The organism is Streptomyces pallidus (ex Mingjun et al. 2026), assembly GCF_051550185.1.
Classification (GTDB): Bacteria; Actinomycetota; Actinomycetes; order Streptomycetales; family Streptomycetaceae; genus Streptomyces.
Map to the genome: position 1 here is coordinate 5,716,597 of NZ_CP196181.1, position 16,800 is coordinate 5,733,396.

At 74.9% G+C, this 16,800-nt stretch carries 15 protein-coding genes; 10 read left to right on the forward strand and 5 right to left on the reverse strand.

What is annotated here, in order from left to right; genetic code table 11:
- Window positions 1-43 precede the first annotated feature (43 nt).
- Both ACSHWO_RS25335 and ACSHWO_RS25340 read left to right on the forward strand, forming a co-directional pair.
- On the forward strand, window positions 44-187 hold the full coding sequence (locus ACSHWO_RS25335) for an SPW_0924 family protein (protein ID WP_438315200.1): 144 nt from the start codon (window positions 44-46) through the stop codon (window positions 185-187).
- 11 nt (window positions 188-198) lie between these two features.
- Window positions 199-1,197, forward strand: coding sequence for a DUF3068 domain-containing protein (locus ACSHWO_RS25340; protein WP_438315203.1), 999 nt, complete (start codon window positions 199-201; stop codon window positions 1,195-1,197).
- Here ACSHWO_RS25340 and ACSHWO_RS25345 read toward each other — a convergent pair.
- The gene (locus ACSHWO_RS25345) at window positions 1,187-4,339 is read right to left on the reverse strand and encodes an ATP-dependent helicase C-terminal domain-containing protein (RefSeq protein WP_438315206.1); all 3,153 of its coding nucleotides are present in this window, start codon (window positions 4,337-4,339) and stop codon (window positions 1,187-1,189) included. The genes ACSHWO_RS25340 and ACSHWO_RS25345 overlap by 11 nt on opposite strands.
- A gap of 3 nt (window positions 4,340-4,342) precedes the next feature.
- Entirely contained in the window at window positions 4,343-5,203 is an 861-nt protein-coding gene (locus ACSHWO_RS25350; protein ID WP_404242127.1) for a class I SAM-dependent methyltransferase, read from the reverse strand.
- A 340-nt stretch (window positions 5,204-5,543) separates the two neighbouring features.
- On the opposite strand from ACSHWO_RS25350, the gene rpsA reads away from it, so the two are divergent.
- The 4 genes from rpsA (at window position 5,544) to ACSHWO_RS25370 (ending at window position 9,401) form a co-directional block, all read left to right on the forward strand.
- On the forward strand, window positions 5,544-7,049 hold the full coding sequence (rpsA, locus tag ACSHWO_RS25355) for a 30S ribosomal protein S1 (protein ID WP_179176975.1): 1,506 nt from the start codon (window positions 5,544-5,546) through the stop codon (window positions 7,047-7,049).
- Window positions 7,050-7,296: 247 nt separating this feature from the next.
- Complete coding sequence (locus tag ACSHWO_RS25360; RefSeq protein ID WP_361087931.1) at window positions 7,297-8,235, forward strand: PAC2 family protein; 939 nt, start codon at window positions 7,297-7,299, stop codon at window positions 8,233-8,235.
- Between the two features lie 92 nt (window positions 8,236-8,327).
- Window positions 8,328-8,942, forward strand: coding sequence for a dephospho-CoA kinase (gene coaE / locus ACSHWO_RS25365; protein ID WP_438315211.1), 615 nt, complete (start codon window positions 8,328-8,330; stop codon window positions 8,940-8,942).
- Window positions 8,943-8,990: 48 nt separating this feature from the next.
- Complete coding sequence (locus tag ACSHWO_RS25370; RefSeq protein WP_438315214.1) at window positions 8,991-9,401, forward strand: tetratricopeptide repeat protein; 411 nt, start codon at window positions 8,991-8,993, stop codon at window positions 9,399-9,401.
- A gap of 74 nt (window positions 9,402-9,475) precedes the next feature.
- Here ACSHWO_RS25370 and ACSHWO_RS25375 read toward each other — a convergent pair whose 3' ends face one another.
- A complete protein-coding gene (locus ACSHWO_RS25375) occupies window positions 9,476-9,733 on the reverse strand; it encodes a DUF6343 family protein (protein ID WP_361087921.1) in 258 nt (85 codons plus the stop codon).
- Window positions 9,734-9,950: 217 nt separating this feature from the next.
- Between ACSHWO_RS25375 and ACSHWO_RS25380 the strand changes: the two genes are divergently transcribed.
- Window positions 9,951-12,830 carry a DEAD/DEAH box helicase gene (locus tag ACSHWO_RS25380; protein ID WP_438319269.1) on the forward strand — a complete coding sequence of 960 codons (2,880 nt, stop codon included), beginning with the start codon at window positions 9,951-9,953 and terminating at the stop codon, window positions 12,828-12,830.
- On the forward strand, window positions 12,827-14,041 hold the full coding sequence (locus tag ACSHWO_RS25385) for a hypothetical protein (protein ID WP_438315217.1): 1,215 nt from the start codon (window positions 12,827-12,829) through the stop codon (window positions 14,039-14,041). The genes ACSHWO_RS25380 and ACSHWO_RS25385 overlap by 4 nt, the downstream gene beginning before the upstream one ends.
- Here ACSHWO_RS25385 and ACSHWO_RS25390 read toward each other — a convergent pair.
- A complete protein-coding gene (locus ACSHWO_RS25390; RefSeq protein ID WP_385806456.1) occupies window positions 14,022-14,573 on the reverse strand; it encodes a hypothetical protein in 552 nt (183 codons plus the stop codon). The two genes, ACSHWO_RS25385 and ACSHWO_RS25390, sit on opposite strands and share 20 nt — an antisense overlap.
- Before the next feature lie 133 nt (window positions 14,574-14,706).
- Between ACSHWO_RS25390 and ACSHWO_RS25395 the strand changes: the two genes are divergently transcribed.
- On the forward strand, window positions 14,707-15,387 hold the full coding sequence (locus ACSHWO_RS25395) for a chaplin (protein ID WP_438315220.1): 681 nt from the start codon (window positions 14,707-14,709) through the stop codon (window positions 15,385-15,387).
- 19 nt (window positions 15,388-15,406) lie between these two features.
- Here the strand turns inward: ACSHWO_RS25395 and ACSHWO_RS25400 are convergent, their stop codons facing one another.
- Window positions 15,407-16,180, reverse strand: a complete 774-nt coding sequence (locus tag ACSHWO_RS25400; RefSeq protein ID WP_438315223.1) for a DUF2293 domain-containing protein — start codon at window positions 16,178-16,180, stop codon at window positions 15,407-15,409.
- A 159-nt stretch (window positions 16,181-16,339) separates the two neighbouring features.
- On the opposite strand from ACSHWO_RS25400, the gene ACSHWO_RS25405 reads away from it, so the two are divergent.
- Window positions 16,340-16,783, forward strand: a complete 444-nt coding sequence (locus ACSHWO_RS25405) for a cupin domain-containing protein (protein WP_438315226.1) — start codon at window positions 16,340-16,342, stop codon at window positions 16,781-16,783.
- The last annotated feature ends 17 nt before the right edge of the window (window positions 16,784-16,800 follow it).

The following is a 16,800-nucleotide window of genomic DNA, read 5'->3' on the forward strand; positions in this document are numbered from 1 at the left end:
CGGTGCCCCCGCCCTGACGCCCCATCAGATCCGGAGGCCCGGTATGCGCGCACTCGCCGCCGCCGCCATCGGTCTTGCCGCCGCGCTGGCCCTCGCGTTCGCCGTGACGGCGCTCGGGGCGCAGGAAGGCATGACCTCGCCCAGACCGCTGCTCACCACCGCGCCCGCCGCCCCCGGGCAGCAGTGAGGGGGCGGGACGTGCGACGCCGAGCGAGCCTCGTCCTCATCGCCCTCGCGGTGTTCTGCACCGCCCTCGCGCCGCTGCTGCGCTGGTACGCGTACCCCCGGCTCGCCAAGATCCCGCCGAACCAGTACCAGGAGATGGTCCTGGAGGCGAAGGACGCGACCCTCCTCGACTACACCGGCGGCATGCAGCCCAAGAAGGTCGACAAGGTCACGATCGTCCAGACCCTCAAGGGCGACGTGGAGGCGTCGCGGGAGATCGAGGCGCACACGGGCCGGGACGTCGTCGTCTGGGACACCCTCTCCCACATCGCGGGACCCGACGGGAAGACGGTCTCCCAGATCCCCGAGCGCTACGTCTTCGACGCCCACACGCAGGCGCCCGTCCACGCCCCCGGCGAGGCCGTGGACGGCGACCCCGTCAAAAGGGAGGGCATCGAGTTCAAGTGGCCGTTCTTCACAGAGCCGCGCGACTACCTCTACTTCGACGCCCAGACCCGCACCTCGTCCCCGATCCACTACGTCGGCCCGCGCACCTTCCGCGGCATGGACGTCTACTACTACGAACAGGACGTGCCCTGGACGAAGGTCCCCCTGCCCAAGAAGATGCCGATCGAGGGCATCGACCCGGCGACCTTCGAGCAGAGCACCGGCACCAGCCTCTGGTACAAGGCCAAGGCGATGTTCTGGGTCGAACCGGTCACCGGCGCGCCCGTCAACGCCGAACAGGTCGTCGAACAGGAGATGCGCGGCGGCATCGCCGCCGGGGCGCCGGAAGGCCGGCTCACCGTCTTCGCCGGGCACGTGAAGATGCGCGCGGACTACAGCCGGTACACCGTCGACCTGGTCCGGTCGAACCGCACGAAGGTCCTCGCCCTCCACACGTACGCCCCGGCCGGGCTCGCCGCCGCCGGGCTCGCGCTGCTCGGGGCGGCCCTGTGGCTGGAGGCACGCGGCCGCAGGACAGCTGCGGCCGGGGTGGGGGCCGGAGCCGGGGACGGGGTCAGCGCCTGAGGCGGGCGTTGGTGTGCCGGGTCGGCTCGGCCGTCGCCGGGTCCTCCGGCCACGGGTGCTTCGGGTAGCGGCCGCGGAGCTCGGCGCGGACGGCCCGGTAGCCGCCCTGCCAGAACGAGGCCAGGTCCGCGGTGACCGCCGCGGGCCGCCCCGCCGGCGACAGCAGGTGCACCAGGACGGGCACCCCCGCCACCCGCGGAGTCTCGGCGAGCCCGAACAGCTCCTGCAGCTTCACCGCGAGGACGGGCTGCTCGGCCGAGTAGTCCACCCGGATCCGGGAACCGCTCGGCACCTCGATCCGCTCCGGGGCCAACTCGTCCAGGCGGGCCGCCTCACCGGTGGCCCACGGCAGCAGCCGGGTCAGGGCCTGGCCGGCGTCGATCCGCGCGAGGTCGGCGCGGCGCCGGGCCGAGGACAGCTCCGGCTCCAGCCAGTCCTCCGCCGGGCGGGCCAGCAGGGCCGTGTCGGACACGTCCGGCCAGGGGGCGCCCAGGGTGCGGTGCAGGAACGCGAGGCGCTCGCGCAGCGCCAGGGCGTCCGGCGACCAGCGCAGCAGCGCGCCCGGGCCCTCGGCCGCGAGGCCGTCGAGCAGGGCCCGGCGCACCAGGGCGGGGTCCGGGGCGCGCAGGGGGCGGGCCGCGAGCTCGATCGCGCCGAGGCGCTGTACGGCGCGCGCGACCACGTCCGCGGCCCCCGCGTCCCAGTGGACCTCCTCGGAGGACGAGTACAGGTGCTCGGCGGCGGCCCGGGCCGTGGCCTCGTCGAGGACGGCGGCCAGCCGGATGCGGGCGTCGGCGGAGCCGGTGCTGCGGTCGGCCACCGCGACGGCGAGCCAGTCGCCGGCGGTGGCGAGCCGGGAGCCGTCAGGGAGCGCGGCTCCCGTGCCGGAGGCCATGAGGTACTGGCCCCCGCCGCGGTTGCGGGCCACGCGCTCGGGGAAGGCGAGCGCGACGACGAGCCCGGCGACGTGGTCGTCGGCCGCCGCCGGCACGCCGGGCGCCGCTCGGCCGTCCCCCTCGGGCTGCCACCCGGCGGGTCGCGGGGTTCCTCGGCCCGGTCGGCCCGGTCGGCCCGGTCGGCCCGGTCGGCCCGGACCGGCGGTGGCGTGGCCGCCGGGTGGGACGTCCCCTACCCGCCCTTCGCCCGTTCCCCGGGCTCCGCCCGGACCGATCGCGGGGGCTCCGCCCCCACACCCCCGCGCCTCAAACGCCGGCGGGGCTGAACGGGCACCCCCAGCGCCTTCGAAGACGCCGGCCGGAAGATCCGACCCTTCCGGCGAAGCCGACCCGTCGCGTGAAACGAGCCCCTCCGGCGAAACCGGCCCCTCCGGCGAAGCCGGCGCTTCGGGTGCAACCAGCCCCTTCGGCGAAACCCGCTCCTCCGGCGAAGCCGGCGCTTCAGCTGAAATCAGCCCCTCCGGCGTTTGAGGAGCGGGGTCCGGGGCGGAGCCCCGGATCGGGCGCGCAGCGTCCGCCAGGCGGCGGCCGGGGTCGCCCGCCCCGCCCGCCGCGCAGCGGCTGTCGGATACAGCGGGATGGGGCGGGGCGGGGGAGTGGGCCCCCGCGGCGGCCAACGCCGCGACCAGCCGCCCGGTCTCGGCGCGCCAACGCCCCGCATAGCCGTCACCCCCGCCGCGCCCACCGGCACCGGCAGCCCCGCCGCCCGGGGCTCCGACGGCTCCGCCGCGCTCGCCCCGCTGGGACCGTACGGTGCGCCAGGCCGCGACCAGGTCGTCCCCGTACTCCCGCGGCGGCTCCTCGCTCAGGAGCGCCACCACCTCCGCCACCCGCCGCCCGGCCACGTCCGGCGCCGCCGCCCCGTCCAGCAGGGCCCGGGCCAGCCGCGGGTGCAGGCCGAGCCGGGACATGGCCGCGCCCCGCGGGGTGACCCGCCCGGCCGTGTCCAGCGCGCCCACCGCGGACAGCACGGACCGCGCCGCCGCCATGGCCCCCGCCGGCGGCGGGTCCAGCAGCGCCAGCCCCGACGCGTCGGGATCACCCCAGCAGGCCGCGTGCAGCGCGAACGCGGTCAGGTCCGCCAGCCGTATCTCCGGCGCGGGGAACGCCGGCAACCGCCCGTGCTCCGCCTCCGCCCAGCACCGGTACACCGTCCCCGGCGCCTCGCGCCCTGCGCGCCCGGCCCGCTGCCGGGCCGCCGCACGGGAGGCCCGTACGGTCGTCAGCGCGCCCAGACCCCGCGCATGGTCCGTCCGCGGCTCGCGGGCCAGCCCCGAGTCCACCACCACCCGCACCCCGGGCACGGTGAGGCTCGACTCGGCCACCGCCGTGGACAGGATCACCCGCCGGTGGCCGGCCGGGGTGAGCGCCGCGTCCTGGACCGCCGCCGGGGCCCGGCCGTGGACCTGGAGCACCTCCGCGTCGATGCCGGCCAGCAGCCCGGCCACCCGGCCGATCTCGCCGGTGCCGGGCAGGAAGCACAGCACGTCCCCGGTGCGCTCGGACAGCGCCCGCCGCACCACCGCGGCCACGTGCGCCAGCTGCGCCGGGTCCACGCGCATTCCGTGCGGCGGCCGTACCGGCCGGGCCGGCGGGGCCCACACCGTCTCCACCGGGTACGAGACGCCCTCCGCCCGCACCACCGGGGCGCCGCCGAGCAGCCGCGCCCAGCCCTCCGCGTCGGTCGTCGCCGACGCCGCGACCAGCTGCAGCTCCGGGCGCAGGGCCTCCCGTACGTCCAGCAGGAACGCGGCGACCGTGTCGGCGTCCAGGTGCCGCTCGTGGCACTCGTCCAGGACGACCACGTCCACGCCGGCCAGCTCCTGGTCCCGCTGGAGCCGCTGCAGCAGGACACCGGTGGTGACCACCTCCACCACCGTGTCGGGGCCCACCGCCCGCTCCCCGCGCACCGTGAAGCCGACCGCGCCGCCCACTCGCCCGCCCAGCAGCCAGGCCATCCGCCGCGCCGCGGCCCGGGCGGCGATCCGCCGGGGCTCGGCCACGACGACCCGGCGTCGCGGGCCGCCGCCGACCAGCCCGGCCAGGGCCAGCGGCACCAGCGTGGTCTTGCCGGTGCCGGGCGGCGCGCACAGCACCGCGGTGCCGTGGCCGTCCAGGGCCGAGGCGAGCGCGGGCAGGGCTTCCCGTACGGGGAGGGCGTCGAGGGCGGAGGTGCGTACGGGCACGGCTCAGGCCCCGTCCGCCCGCTCGCACACGAAGATCGCGGTGCCGGGGATCAGGTTGCCGCGCAGCGGGGACCAGCCGCCCCACTCCTGGCCGTTCCAGGCGGGCCACTCCGGCTCCACCAGGTCGATCAGGCGGAACCCGCCCGCCACCACGTCGCGGACCCGGTCGCCGAGGGTGCGGTGGTGCTCGACGTACACGGCGCGCCCCTGCTCGTCCTGCTCGACGTACGGGGTCCGGTCGAAGTACGAGGCCGCCACCGACAGCCCCTCCGGGCCCGGCTCGTCCGGGAAGGCCCAGCGGATGGGGTGGGTGACGGAGAAGACCCAGCGGCCCCCGGGCCGCAGGACGCGGTGCACCTCCCGCATGACGTTCACCGGGTCGGCGACGAAGGGGACCGCCCCGTACGCGGAACAGGCCAGGTCGAAGACGCCGTCGCGGAAGGGCAGCTGCCCGGCGTCCGCCTCCACCAGGGGGACCGAGCCGCCGTCGATGCGCAGGGCGTGCTGGAGCTGCCGGTGGGAGAGGTCGAGGGCCACCGGGCGGGCGCCCCGGGCGGCCAGCCAGCGGGAGCACTGGGCGGCGCCGGCGCCGATCTCCAGGACGACCTTGCCCTTCAGGGAATCCGTCGGGCCGAGCAGGGCGGCATCGGCCTCGTCCAGGCCCTCGGGGCCCCAGACGAAGCGGTCGTCGCCGAGGAAGGCGCCGTGCTCGCGCTGGTAGTCGTCCGCGTTGCGGTCCCACCAGGAGCGGCTCGCCCGGCTGCTCTCCGCTTCGTCGGTGTCACGGCGCGTGGCGAAAGCGTCGTCCGCGGTGTCGCCATGCGTGCCGGGCGCGTGTTCGGGGGCGTAGTCCTCTTGGTTCATGGGGCCCGTCGTCGTAGTCTGCGAAAGAGGTCGGGGAGGCCATTCGTGCCTGCCCGCCCATGAATTGTGCCGGTTGTGCGGTGATCCGCCCTGGGTGTGCGCCTTCGCGCATTGACCCCGTCCGGCCATCCCCGTATGCTACAAGTTGCGCTGCGAGCCTGTGCTCCTCAGACCTAGCAGGCTGCGCTTGCATCTGTTGATGTCCCCTCGGTTCTCGAGGCCCTGCCGCTTCCGGCGGCTTGGGCTTCCTAGGCTGTCCGGCTTCTTCGGCAGGTGCCGATAAGGGCTCCCGGCGTAGCAGTACCTACGACTTCATGTCCGTACCGGAGCCCTTTCCCACATGACGAGCAGCACCGAGACCACCGCCACCACTCCGCAGGTTGCGGTCAACGACATCGGTAACGAGGAAGCCTTCCTCGCCGCGATCGACGAGACGATCAAGTACTTCAACGACGGCGACATCGTCGACGGCGTCATCGTGAAGGTCGACCGGGACGAGGTCCTGCTCGACATCGGCTACAAGACCGAAGGCGTCATCCCGAGCCGCGAGCTCTCGATCAAGCACGACGTCGACCCGAACGAGGTCGTCAAGGTCGGCGACGAGATCGAGGCCCTTGTCCTCCAGAAGGAGGACAAGGAAGGCCGCCTGATCCTCTCGAAGAAGCGCGCCCAGTACGAGCGTGCCTGGGGCACCATCGAGAAGATCAAGGAAGAGGACGGCATCGTCACCGGTACCGTCATCGAGGTCGTCAAGGGTGGTCTCATCCTCGACATCGGCCTCCGCGGCTTCCTCCCGGCCTCCCTGGTCGAGATGCGCCGTGTCCGCGACCTGCAGCCCTACGTGGGCAAGGAGCTCGAGGCGAAGATCATCGAGCTGGACAAGAACCGCAACAACGTGGTCCTGTCCCGCCGCGCCTGGCTCGAGCAGACCCAGTCCGAGGTCCGCCAGACGTTCCTCACCACCCTGCAGAAGGGTCAGGTCCGCTCCGGCGTCGTCTCCTCGATCGTCAACTTCGGTGCCTTCGTGGACCTGGGTGGCGTCGACGGTCTGGTCCACGTCTCCGAGCTGTCCTGGAAGCACATCGACCACCCGTCCGAGGTCGTCGAGGTCGGCCAGGAAGTCACCGTCGAGGTCCTCGACGTCGACATGGACCGTGAGCGTGTCTCCCTGTCGCTGAAGGCGACGCAGGAGGACCCGTGGCAGCAGTTCGCCCGGACCCACCAGATCGGCCAGGTCGTCCCGGGTAAGGTCACCAAGCTGGTTCCGTTCGGTGCGTTCGTCCGCGTGGACGAGGGCATCGAGGGTCTGGTCCACATCTCCGAGCTGGCCGAGCGCCACGTGGAGATCCCGGAGCAGGTCGTCCAGGTCAACGACGAGATCTTCGTCAAGGTCATCGACATCGACCTGGAGCGTCGCCGGATCTCGCTGTCCCTGAAGCAGGCCAACGAGTCCTTCGGTGCCGACCCGGCGTCGGTCGAGTTCGACCCGACCCTGTACGGCATGGCCGCGTCCTACGACGACCAGGGCAACTACATCTACCCCGAGGGCTTCGACCCCGAGACCAACGACTGGCTCGAGGGCTACGAGGCGCAGCGCGAGGCCTGGGAGCGCCAGTACGCCGAGGCGCAGGCGCGCTTCGAGCAGCACCAGGCGCAGGTCATCAAGAGCCGCGAGGCCGACGAGGCCGCCGCTGCCGAGGGTGCCGCCGCCCCGGCCGCCGGCAACGCCGGTGCGGGCATCTCGGGTGGTTCCTACTCCTCGGAGTCGGACGAGACCTCGGGCGCCCTGGCCTCCGACGAGGCCCTGGCCGCGCTCCGCGAGAAGCTGGCCGGCGGCCAGAGCTGATCGCAGGATCGCAGCACACCGCACACACCCGGATCGGTCCGGGAGTGAGCTGAGCTGAAGGTGAGGCCCGTCCCCCTCGGGGGGCGGGCCTCACTGCCGTTCCCGGCAGTGCCCGACACCCTCCGGCGCCATCTGCCGGAACCCTCATCACCACTTCCGGCACTGCCCGTTGAATCGCCGCGACGGGGAATGGTGCGACCCCGCCGGACGTTCACGCCAGAGAACGCGGCGAGGAGGAGCGGTGACGGTGCTTGATCCACGGGGTTTGTACGAATGGGATGCGAAGGGCCTGGCGGTTGCTGACCTGGCACTGGCCCAGGACTCGGCCGGACTGGTCATGCTCTACCACTTCGAGGGGTACATCGACGCCGGCGAGACCGGGGAACAGATCGTCGAGCGGCTGCTCGACGGCCTGCCCCACCAGGTCGTCGCCCGGTTCGACGCCGACCGGCTGGTCGACTACCGGGCCCGGCGGCCCCTGCTCACCTTCCGGCGCGACCACTGGACGGAGTTCGAGGAGCCCCGCCTGGAGGTCCGCCTCGTCCAGGACGCCACCGGCGCCCCGTTCCTGCTGCTCTCCGGCCCCGAGCCGGACGTGGAGTGGGAACGCTTCGCGGCCGCCGTCCGGCAGATCGTCGAGCGCCTCGGCGTCCGCCTCTCGGTCAACTTCCACGGCATCCCCATGGGCGTCCCGCACACCCGGCCCGTCGGCATCACCCCGCACGGCAACCGCACCGACCTCATGCCGGGCCACCACAGCCCCTTCGACGAGGCCCAGGTGCCCGGGAGCGCCGAAGCGCTCGTCGAGTTCCGCCTCGGCCAGGCCGGGCACGACGTGCTGGGCGTCGCCGCGCACGTACCGCACTACATCGCCCGTTCCCCGTACCCGGACGCCGCGCTGACCGTGCTGGAGGCGATCACTGCCGCCACCGGGCTCGTCCTGCCCGCCGTGGCCCATGCGCTGCGCACGGAGGCGCACCGCACCCAGACCGAGATCGACCGGCAGATCCGCGAGGGCGACGAGGAACTGGTCGCCCTGGTCCAGGGCCTGGAGCACCAGTACGACGCGGCGGCCGGAGCCGAGACCCGCGGCAACATGATCGCCGAGCCGGTGGAGATCCCTTCCGCCGACGAGATCGGCCGCGAGTTCGAGCGGTTCCTCGCCGAACGCGAGGGCGAGGGCTGATCGCCCGGGACTGATCCGCTAGCCTGGGCGCTCTCGCGGGTGCCGGCAGCTGCTTTCCCGCGCGGGCGGGGACGAGGGGCGGAGGCAGTAGCGTGCTCAGGGTAGGACTCACCGGTGGCATCGGCGCGGGCAAGAGCGAGGTCTCACGGCTGCTCGCGGGGTACGGGGCGATCCTCGTCGACTCCGACCGCATCGCGCGGGAGGTCGTCGAACCGGGCACGCCCGGCCTCGCGGCCGTCGTCGCCGCATTCGGGGAGTCCGTGCTGACCCCCGACGGCACGCTGGACCGGCCGAAGCTCGGATCGATCGTCTTCACCGACCAGGCCAAGCTCCACACCCTCAACGGCATCGTGCACCCGCTGGTCAGGGCCAGGTCGGCCGAGCTGGAAGCCGCCGCGGGCCCCGACGCCATCGTGGTGCACGACGTACCGCTGCTCACGGAGAACGGCCTCGCCCCGCTGTACGACCTCGTGGTCGTCGTCGACGCCGCCCCGCAGACCCAGCTCGCCCGGCTCACCGCCCTGCGGGGGATGGCCGAGGACGAAGCCCGGGCCCGGATGGCCGCCCAGGCCACCCGGGAGCAGCGGCTCGCCGTGGCGACCCTCGTGATCGACAACGACGGGCCGCTGGAGGCGCTGGAGCCCCAGGTGCGTGCGGTGTGGGAGGAGCTGACCGAGCGGGCGAAGGCCGCTTCCGCCGGGAACTGACGAGCTCCTCGTCGCGTTGAACGCGGGAGGAGAGGGAAGGAGCAGACCGTGACCGACACCGCGCCGCAGGCCGCGTCGCCCGGCCCACCGTCCTCGTCGCCCGAGACGCACGTCATCGACTTCCGCGCCGCCGAGCAACTGCTGGCCGCCCGCGACCCGCACGGGGCGGTGAGGCTCCTCGACTCGGTCATAGCCGCCCACCCGGAGGGCATGGCCGCCCGCCTGCTGCGGGCCCGCGCCTACTTCGCCTCGGCCCAACTGCGGCGTGCCACCCGGGAGTTCGAGCTGATCGTGGAGCGCGAGCCGGACAACGCCTTCGCCCACTTCGCGCTGGCCCGCACCCACGAGCGCGCGGGCCGGCCCGACCAGGCCCGCCGGCACTTCCGACTCGCAGCCGCCCTGGACCCCCGCCCGGACTACGTGGCGGCAGCCCGCTTCGACGAGCCGGGCCCCGCCTGACGGCCCCGCCCGGGTTCCCGTGCGCCGGGGTTCCTGTGCGCGGGGTCCGTGCGGGGTTCGTGCGTGTCGGGACGCTAGTGTCGCGGGGGCTCGTACGGGGGGATGTCCCGGCCCGGCTGGTAGTGCGGGCCCTGGTGGATGTGGTGGGCCACCACGGCCATGTCCACCGTCGCCAGGACCGCGACCACTGCGCATGCCGCCGCCCAGCCGGGGCGGTCGGTCAGAGAGAACAGGACCGTTCCCCCGGCCGCCCAGACCAGTCCCCACAAGCTCAGCCAGAACCGCAGCCGCAGTGGACTGCGGGCGGTCAACGGTTCGTTTCCGGTACGCATCGGCACATCGCCTCATCGCCTGACGGCTGGTCGTGACGGTCGTACGGGCCCACGTCCCATGGTGCCACCGGCCCTCCGCACGGCGGGAACGCGCAGGTCAGCGGGGATTGTCACAGTGCGCGCCTAAACTCGGCGGAAGACACGGAAGACGAGGCGTCGTCCGTCCGGGAGAACGGCAGGGAAGGGGGCACGTGTGACACCGCAACCGCCGCAGCAGATGCTGCTGCGCCACGCCGCCGTCTTCCTGCCCGCCCCCGTCCCGCGCCAGGGCCGGATCGCGTTCTGGGCGCCGGACGGCGACCCGCTGCCCGAGGTCCCGGAGGGGACGGGGACGCGCATGGAGGTGGTGCGGCCGCACGGAACCGGCGTGCGGACGCGGACCGTGCCCGCCGTGACCCTCGCCGTCGCCGACGCGCTGCCCCTGCTGGTCCGGGCCCCGCGCAGCGCCGTCACCCATCCGGCGACCCGTGCCTGGGGCACGGCCGCCACCCATGCGCTCACGCTCGCCGCCCGCGGCCGGCTGCTGCCCGGGCTCACCCCGGACGACGTCGACGCCTGGCGCGCCGGCCCGCTCGACGCCGAGGACGTCGGCCACCTCCGCGCGGTCGCCGCCGCCCTCCCCTGCGAGGGGTACGCCACCCCGCTGCCCGGCCGCAGGCCGCTCCAGCTGCCCGAGCCGGAGGCCCTGGTCCGTGCCTTCCTCGACGCCGTCACCGACTGCCTGCCCCGGACCCCGGCCGCGCCCGTGGCCGCCGGGCGGCCGTTCGCCGCCCAGGAGCCGCAGCGGGTGCCCGGCATACGGGACTGGGCGGCGCAGGTCGCGGCCGGAGCCGACGCCGGAGTGGGGATCTCGCTGCTGCTGGACCTGTCCTCCTTCAGCCTCTTCGACTCCGGCGCCGGGGCGCAGGCGCCGGCCGAAGCGGGCGCGGAAGCCGGCGCGGGTTCCGGTGCGGGCACCGCGGCGGAGGGTGCCGGGCGGGTGGAGCTGCGGCGGGCGGGCGCCGCCGTCGTCCAGGTGCACAGCCTGGCCGACCCCACGCTCGTCATCGACGCCGCGCAGCTGTGGGCCGGCGCCGCCCCCGCCGGCTTCGGGCCGCGCGCCCGCATCGACGCCGTCCTCGCCCTGCGCCGGGCCGCCCGCGTCTGGCCGCCGCTGCTGCGCCTGCTGGACCGGCCCGTCCCCGACCTGCTGCCGCTGTCCGACCCGGAGCTCGAAGACCTCCTCGGCACCGCCGCGACCCGGCTGGCCGCCGCCGGGGTGCCCGTCCACTGGCCGCGCGAGCTGGCCCGTACGCTGTCGGCGACCGCCGTCGTCCGGTCCGCCGCGCCCGGCTCCGCCATCGACGGCACCGCCTTCTTCGACGCCGAGCAGCTCTTCTCGTTCTCCTGGGAACTCGCCCTGGGCGGCGACCGGCTCACCCCGTCCGAGATGGAGGCGCTCGCCCGGGCGCACCGGCCCGTGGTGCGGCTGCGCGACCAGTGGGTGCGCGTCGATCCCGAGCTGGTCCGCAAGGCCCGCAAGCGGGACCTGGGCCTGCTGGACCCGGTGGACGCGCTGGCGACCGTCCTGACGGGCACGGCCGAGGTCGACGGGCAGGAGGTGGAGGCCGTGCCGGTCGGCGCCCTGGCCGCCCTCAGGGAGCGGCTCACCGGCGACCTCGCCCCGCTGCCGCAGCCCGTCGGCCTGAAGGCAACCCTGCGCGACTACCAGGCCCGCGGCCTGGCCTGGCTGGACCTGATGACCTCGCTCGGCCTCGGCGGCTGCCTCGCCGACGACATGGGCCTGGGCAAGACCGTCACGCTGATCGCGCTCCACCTGCACCGCGACCGCCCCGAGCCCACCCTCGTCGTCTGCCCGGCGTCCCTGCTCGGCAACTGGCAGCGGGAGATCGAGAAGTTCGCGCCGGGGGTCCCGGTGCGCCGCTTCCACGGCGGTGGCCGCAGTCTCGACGGCCTGGCCGGGGGATTCGTCCTCACCACGTACGGGACGATGCGCGCGAGCGCGGCCCGGCTCGCCGGGCAGGCCTGGGGCATGGTCGTCGCCGACGAGGCGCAGCACGTGAAGAACCCGCACTCGGCGACGGCCAAGGCGCTGCGCACCATCCCCTCCCCGGCCCGGGTGGCGCTCACCGGCACCCCGGTGGAGAACAACCTCTCCGAGCTGTGGGCGCTGCTCGACTGGACCACGCCCGGTCTACTCGGGCCGCTGACGACCTTCCGGGCCCGGCACGCCCGGCCGGTGGAGCACCAGCAGGAGGAGGACGGGGGCAACGAGGCGGCGGTGGCCCGGCTGGCGGCGCTCGTCCGGCCGTTCCTGCTGCGGCGCCGGAAGTCCGACCCGGGCATCGCCCCAGAACTGCCCCCGAAGACCGAGACCGACCACCCGGTCTCCCTCACCCGCGAGCAGGTCTCGCTCTACCAGGCCGCGGTGGACGAGGCGATGGCCGTGATCGGGGCCAGCGAGGGCATGGAACGACGCGGCATGATCATGAAGCTGCTGGCCTCGCTGAAGCAGATATGCAACCACCCCGCGCAGTACCTGAAGGAGGAGCGGCCCCGGATCCCGCACCGCTCCGGCAAGCTGGCCCTGCTGGACGAGCTGCTGGACACGATCCTCGCGGAGAACGGCTCGGTGCTGGTCTTCACCCAGTACGTGACCATGGGCCGGATCATCGAGCGGCACCTGGCGGCCCGCGGGATCTCGCACCAGTTCCTGCACGGCGGGACCCCGGTCGCGCAGCGCGAGGAACTCGTCGACCGCTTCCAGTCCGGTGAGGTCCCGGTGTTCGTGCTGTCCCTGAAGGCCGCCGGCACCGGGCTGAACCTCACCCGCGCCGGACACGTCGTCCACTTCGACCGCTGGTGGAACCCGGCCGTCGAGGAGCAGGCCACCGACCGCGCCTACCGCATCGGCCAGGACCAGCCCGTCCAGGTCCACCGGATCATCGCCGAGGGCACCGTGGAGGACCGGATCGCCGAACTGCTGGAGGCGAAGCGGGCGCTGGCCGACGCCGTCCTCGGCTCGGGGGAGGCGGCCCTGACCGAGCTGACCGACCGCGAACTCGCCGACCTCGTCTCCCTGAGGAGGCCCGCATGATCACGACGCGGGAGGACCGCCGCCGCACCTTCGAGACCGTGCCCGCCGGTCCGGAAGCCTCCAGCTGGTGGGGCCGGGCCTGGGTGTCGGCCCTGGAGCTCGTGGCCCGGGACCCGGCGCGCCTGGCCCGCGGGCGGGCGTACGCGGCGGAGGGCCACGTGGAGGCCGTCACGGTCACGCCCGGCCGGATCGTCGCCTACGTCCGGGGCAGCCGGGCCCGCCCGTACCGCACGGAACTGGCGCTCACCCCGTTCGACGCCGCCGGGTGGGACGAGCTGCTGGAGGCGGCCGCCGCGGACCCGGCGGCGCTGGCCGCCCTGTTGGAGCGGGAGGTCCCGCAGTCCCTGGCGGGGCGGATCCTGCCCGGGCCGGGCGAGATCCTGCCGCGCTGCTCCTGCCCGGACACGGCCCGGCCGCCGTGCAAGCACGCCGCGGCCCTGTGCCACCGGGCGGCCCGCCTGCTCGACGAGGACCCCTTCCTGCTGCTGCTCCTGCGCGGCCGCGGCGAGCGGGAGCTCCTTGACGAGCTGGCCCGCCGCAACGCCGCCCATGCCGCGCGCGAACAGCCCGCCGCGGCACCGGACTTCCCCGGGGTGCCGGCGCGTGCCGCACTGGCCCGCACCACCCTGCCCCCGCTGCCGGCCCCGCCGGCCCCGCCCGCCGTGCCCGGGCTGCCGCCGGCCTGCCCGGACGAGCCGGACGTGCCGGGCGCACCGGACCCGCTGGCGCTGGACCAGCTCGCCACGGACGCGGCCGCCCGGGCGCTGGCGCTGCTGCGCACCGGCGAGGACCCGATCGGGGGGCTCACCCTGTGGCAGGACGCCGTCCGCCTGGCGTCCGCGCACCACACCGCGGGCCTGACCGGCGCCGCCCGGGCCCTCTACCGGGACCTGGCCCGGGCCACCGGCCGCACCACGACCGACCTCGCCCGGGCCGCCGCGGCCTGGCGCCAGGGCGGCCTGCCCGCGCTGACCGCCCTCGACGAGCCGTGGGATCCGCCGGCCGGCCCCTTCGACCGGGCCCGGCCGGCGCTCCTGGCCGCGTCCCGCGGCTCGTTCCGGCCCGAGCGCAACCGGCTGACCTCGGGCAACCGGCAACTGCGGCTCGGCCGTGACGGGCTCTGGTACGCGTACGAGTCCCGGCCGGGCAGCGAGGACTGGTGGCCCGTCGGCCGCCCCTGCGCCGACCCGGTCAGCGCGCTCCCGTACTGATTCCGGCCGCCCAGCTGCCGAGGGCGGTGAAGTCCCGGTCGCGCAGGCCGTGGCGGGGGTGGATGCGCAGCAGCAGGGCGGGCGCCGGGTGGTGGGCGGCGACCCACTCACGGTCCCGCGCGTTGATCATGTCGTCGACCCAGGCGAAGGGCCGGCCCGCCGCCCAGGCGAGCAGGGTGCGGGTCTTCCACGACAGCCCGTCGGGGTCGCGGGCGAACAGCTCCGGCCACTCGACGTACGGCAGGTCGCCGGGGAGTCCGATGTGCGGGGCGACCATCGTGTTGGCCTCGTCCATCCAGGTCGTGGCCCAGGCCAGTTCGAACGGCAGGGCGAGCAGTCGTGCGCCGTGCGACGGGTGCAGGCGGACCCGCAGACCGCGCCGAGCGCTGCGCGAGTCCGGGCTCCGGTACGACATCCAGACGGTGGGTCGCATCCGGTGGCTGGTGTACCCGCGCAGGCCCGCCAGACGGGACCGGAAGGGGTTGAGGGGGCCGTCCACGTCGAGCAGGAGCAAAGGGCGATCGGTGGTCATGAACCAGCCCGTACCCGCTACACGATGGAGTGAAATGCCTATCGGCCCTATAACCCGAACGGGTTTTGACGCGTTGTCTCCGATGCGGGTGCAGTGCAGCGCCCGTGAACTTTTCCGGAAGGCAGGAAAACTGATGCGTCACAGTCGCCGGAACGGCCTGATCGCGACGGTGGTCGCGGGAGGCGGACTCGCGATCGGGGGTGTGGGCGGCTTCGCCTACGCCGACGCGGACGCGAGCGGGAAGACCGAGCGCTCGCCTGGGCTGCTGTCCGGAAACCTGGTGCAGCTGCCCGTGCACACCCCGGTCAACGTGTGCGGGAACACCGTCAGCATCGTCGGACTGCTCAACCCGGCGGCGGGCAACAGCTGCGCCAACGCCGACGCCGGCCCGTCGGCGGGCTCCGGGTCCGCCACCAGCGGCAGCACCCACGCCGAGGGAACCGCGAAGGACTCCCCCGGGGTGGTGAGCGGCAACGCGATCCAGCTGCCGGTCAAGCTCCCGGTCAACATCAGCGGCAACTCGGTGAACATCGTCGGCGTCGGCAACCCCTCCACCGGCAACACGTCGGTCAACGGCGAGCAGCCCAGCGGGCCCAAGCCGCCGCAGCCGGTCAAGCCCGTGCAGCCGCCCAAGCCCGTGGAGAAGCCGACGCCTCCGCGCCCGGTGACCCCGCCCGCTCCGGAACAGGAGCAGGAGCACACCCCCGGAGCCCTCGCCCACACCGGGTCCGAAGGCCTCGGCTACCTGCTGCCCGGCAGTGGGGCCCTGCTCCTCGGCGGAGTGCTGCTCTACCGGCGCCACCGCCTCCGGTAGGACCGCGGCGCCCGCAGGGTCACCGCCCCTCGGGGCCCGGCACGGCCGCGCCCCGAGGGGCGGTGACCTGCCCGGCCCCGGCCCCCGCCCGGTCCCCGGTGTCGGGGCCCGGTCCGGACACCGGCGCGGGCTCCGCGGCGGCCGGCGGGATCCGCCAGGCGTCCAGGACCGCGTCGATCTGCGCGGCCAGCCGGGCGCGGGCCGCGAACCGCGGCACGCCCGCCATCAGCAGCGCGTCGTACTCGGTGTCGACGTGCCGTACCGCCGCCCGCACCGCCACCGTCACGGCCAGCTCGTCCAGCGCCCGCCCGGCCGAGGTGCGCCCGACCCGCCCGCTGCCCCGCACCGAGGCGTGCGCGGCGATCGCCGCCGCCCGGTCGGCCGGGCAGCCCGGGAACAGCCGCCGTATCTCCGCCGCGAACGCCGCAGTGAACCGGGTGTCCTCCGCCGCGCGGCGCAGCCGGTCGCGCTCCCGCCGGCGCGCCCGCGCATCCGCGTCCGCCAGGCACGCGCGCTCGGCCCGCGCCAGGGCCGGATCCTCGACGAGGATGCCCTGCCGCTCGTAGCGGCGGCGCCGCTTGTTGAAGCGGACGACGACCGCGGACAGCGAACTGGCCTCGCGCGCCCGGCGGGTGAGCGCGGCGTCCCCGCGCGGCAGGTAGACCAGGTGGCCGAGGTCCGCACAGTCCAGGCAGCGCGGCACGCCCGCCTCGCGCACCAGGTGCCGCAGCGGGCCCCGGCGGCACTGCGCGCAGTGGATCGGCTTCGCCGACTCGAACACGACCAGGCTCATGACCGTGTGATACCGCCGTTCGGCTCCCTTATCACCTTGTGCGGGACGACAGCGTGGGATTGGCCAACTGTCCCTCGAATTCGGGAAGTCGCTTACCGTGGGGGCCGGGGCCTGTGGTGCAGCTGTGACGCCCGGGTCACCCGAGACCGAGGGGGAGACATGAGCGGACGTCAGACGACGGCGGAGCGCCGGGCGGTGCCCGGCTCCGGCATACCCGGCTCCGGCATACCCGGCCCCGGCATACCCGGCTCCGGCACGCGCCCGGGTTCCGAGGCCGGTGCGGCGGACCTCGCCGGGCGGGAGGTCGTCATCGCGCCCGGCGCCTGCACCGGCTGGCACTTCCACCGGGTCCCGCTGATCGCCCTGGTCAAGTCCGGGACGCTCACCCGGATCCTGCACGACGGCAGCACCGTCGTCCACCGGGCCGGAACCAGCTTCATCGAACCCGCCGGCCCCGACCACCCCCACCTCGGCCGCAACCCCGGCACCGAACCGGTCGTGCTGTACGTGACCAGCACGCTCGCCGAGGGCGAGGCCTTCTCCGCGCCCGCCGAGGCCCCGCCCGCGGCCGCCTCCTGCGCCTGCCCGGGCCACGCCTGGTGACCGCCCCCGCGGCATCC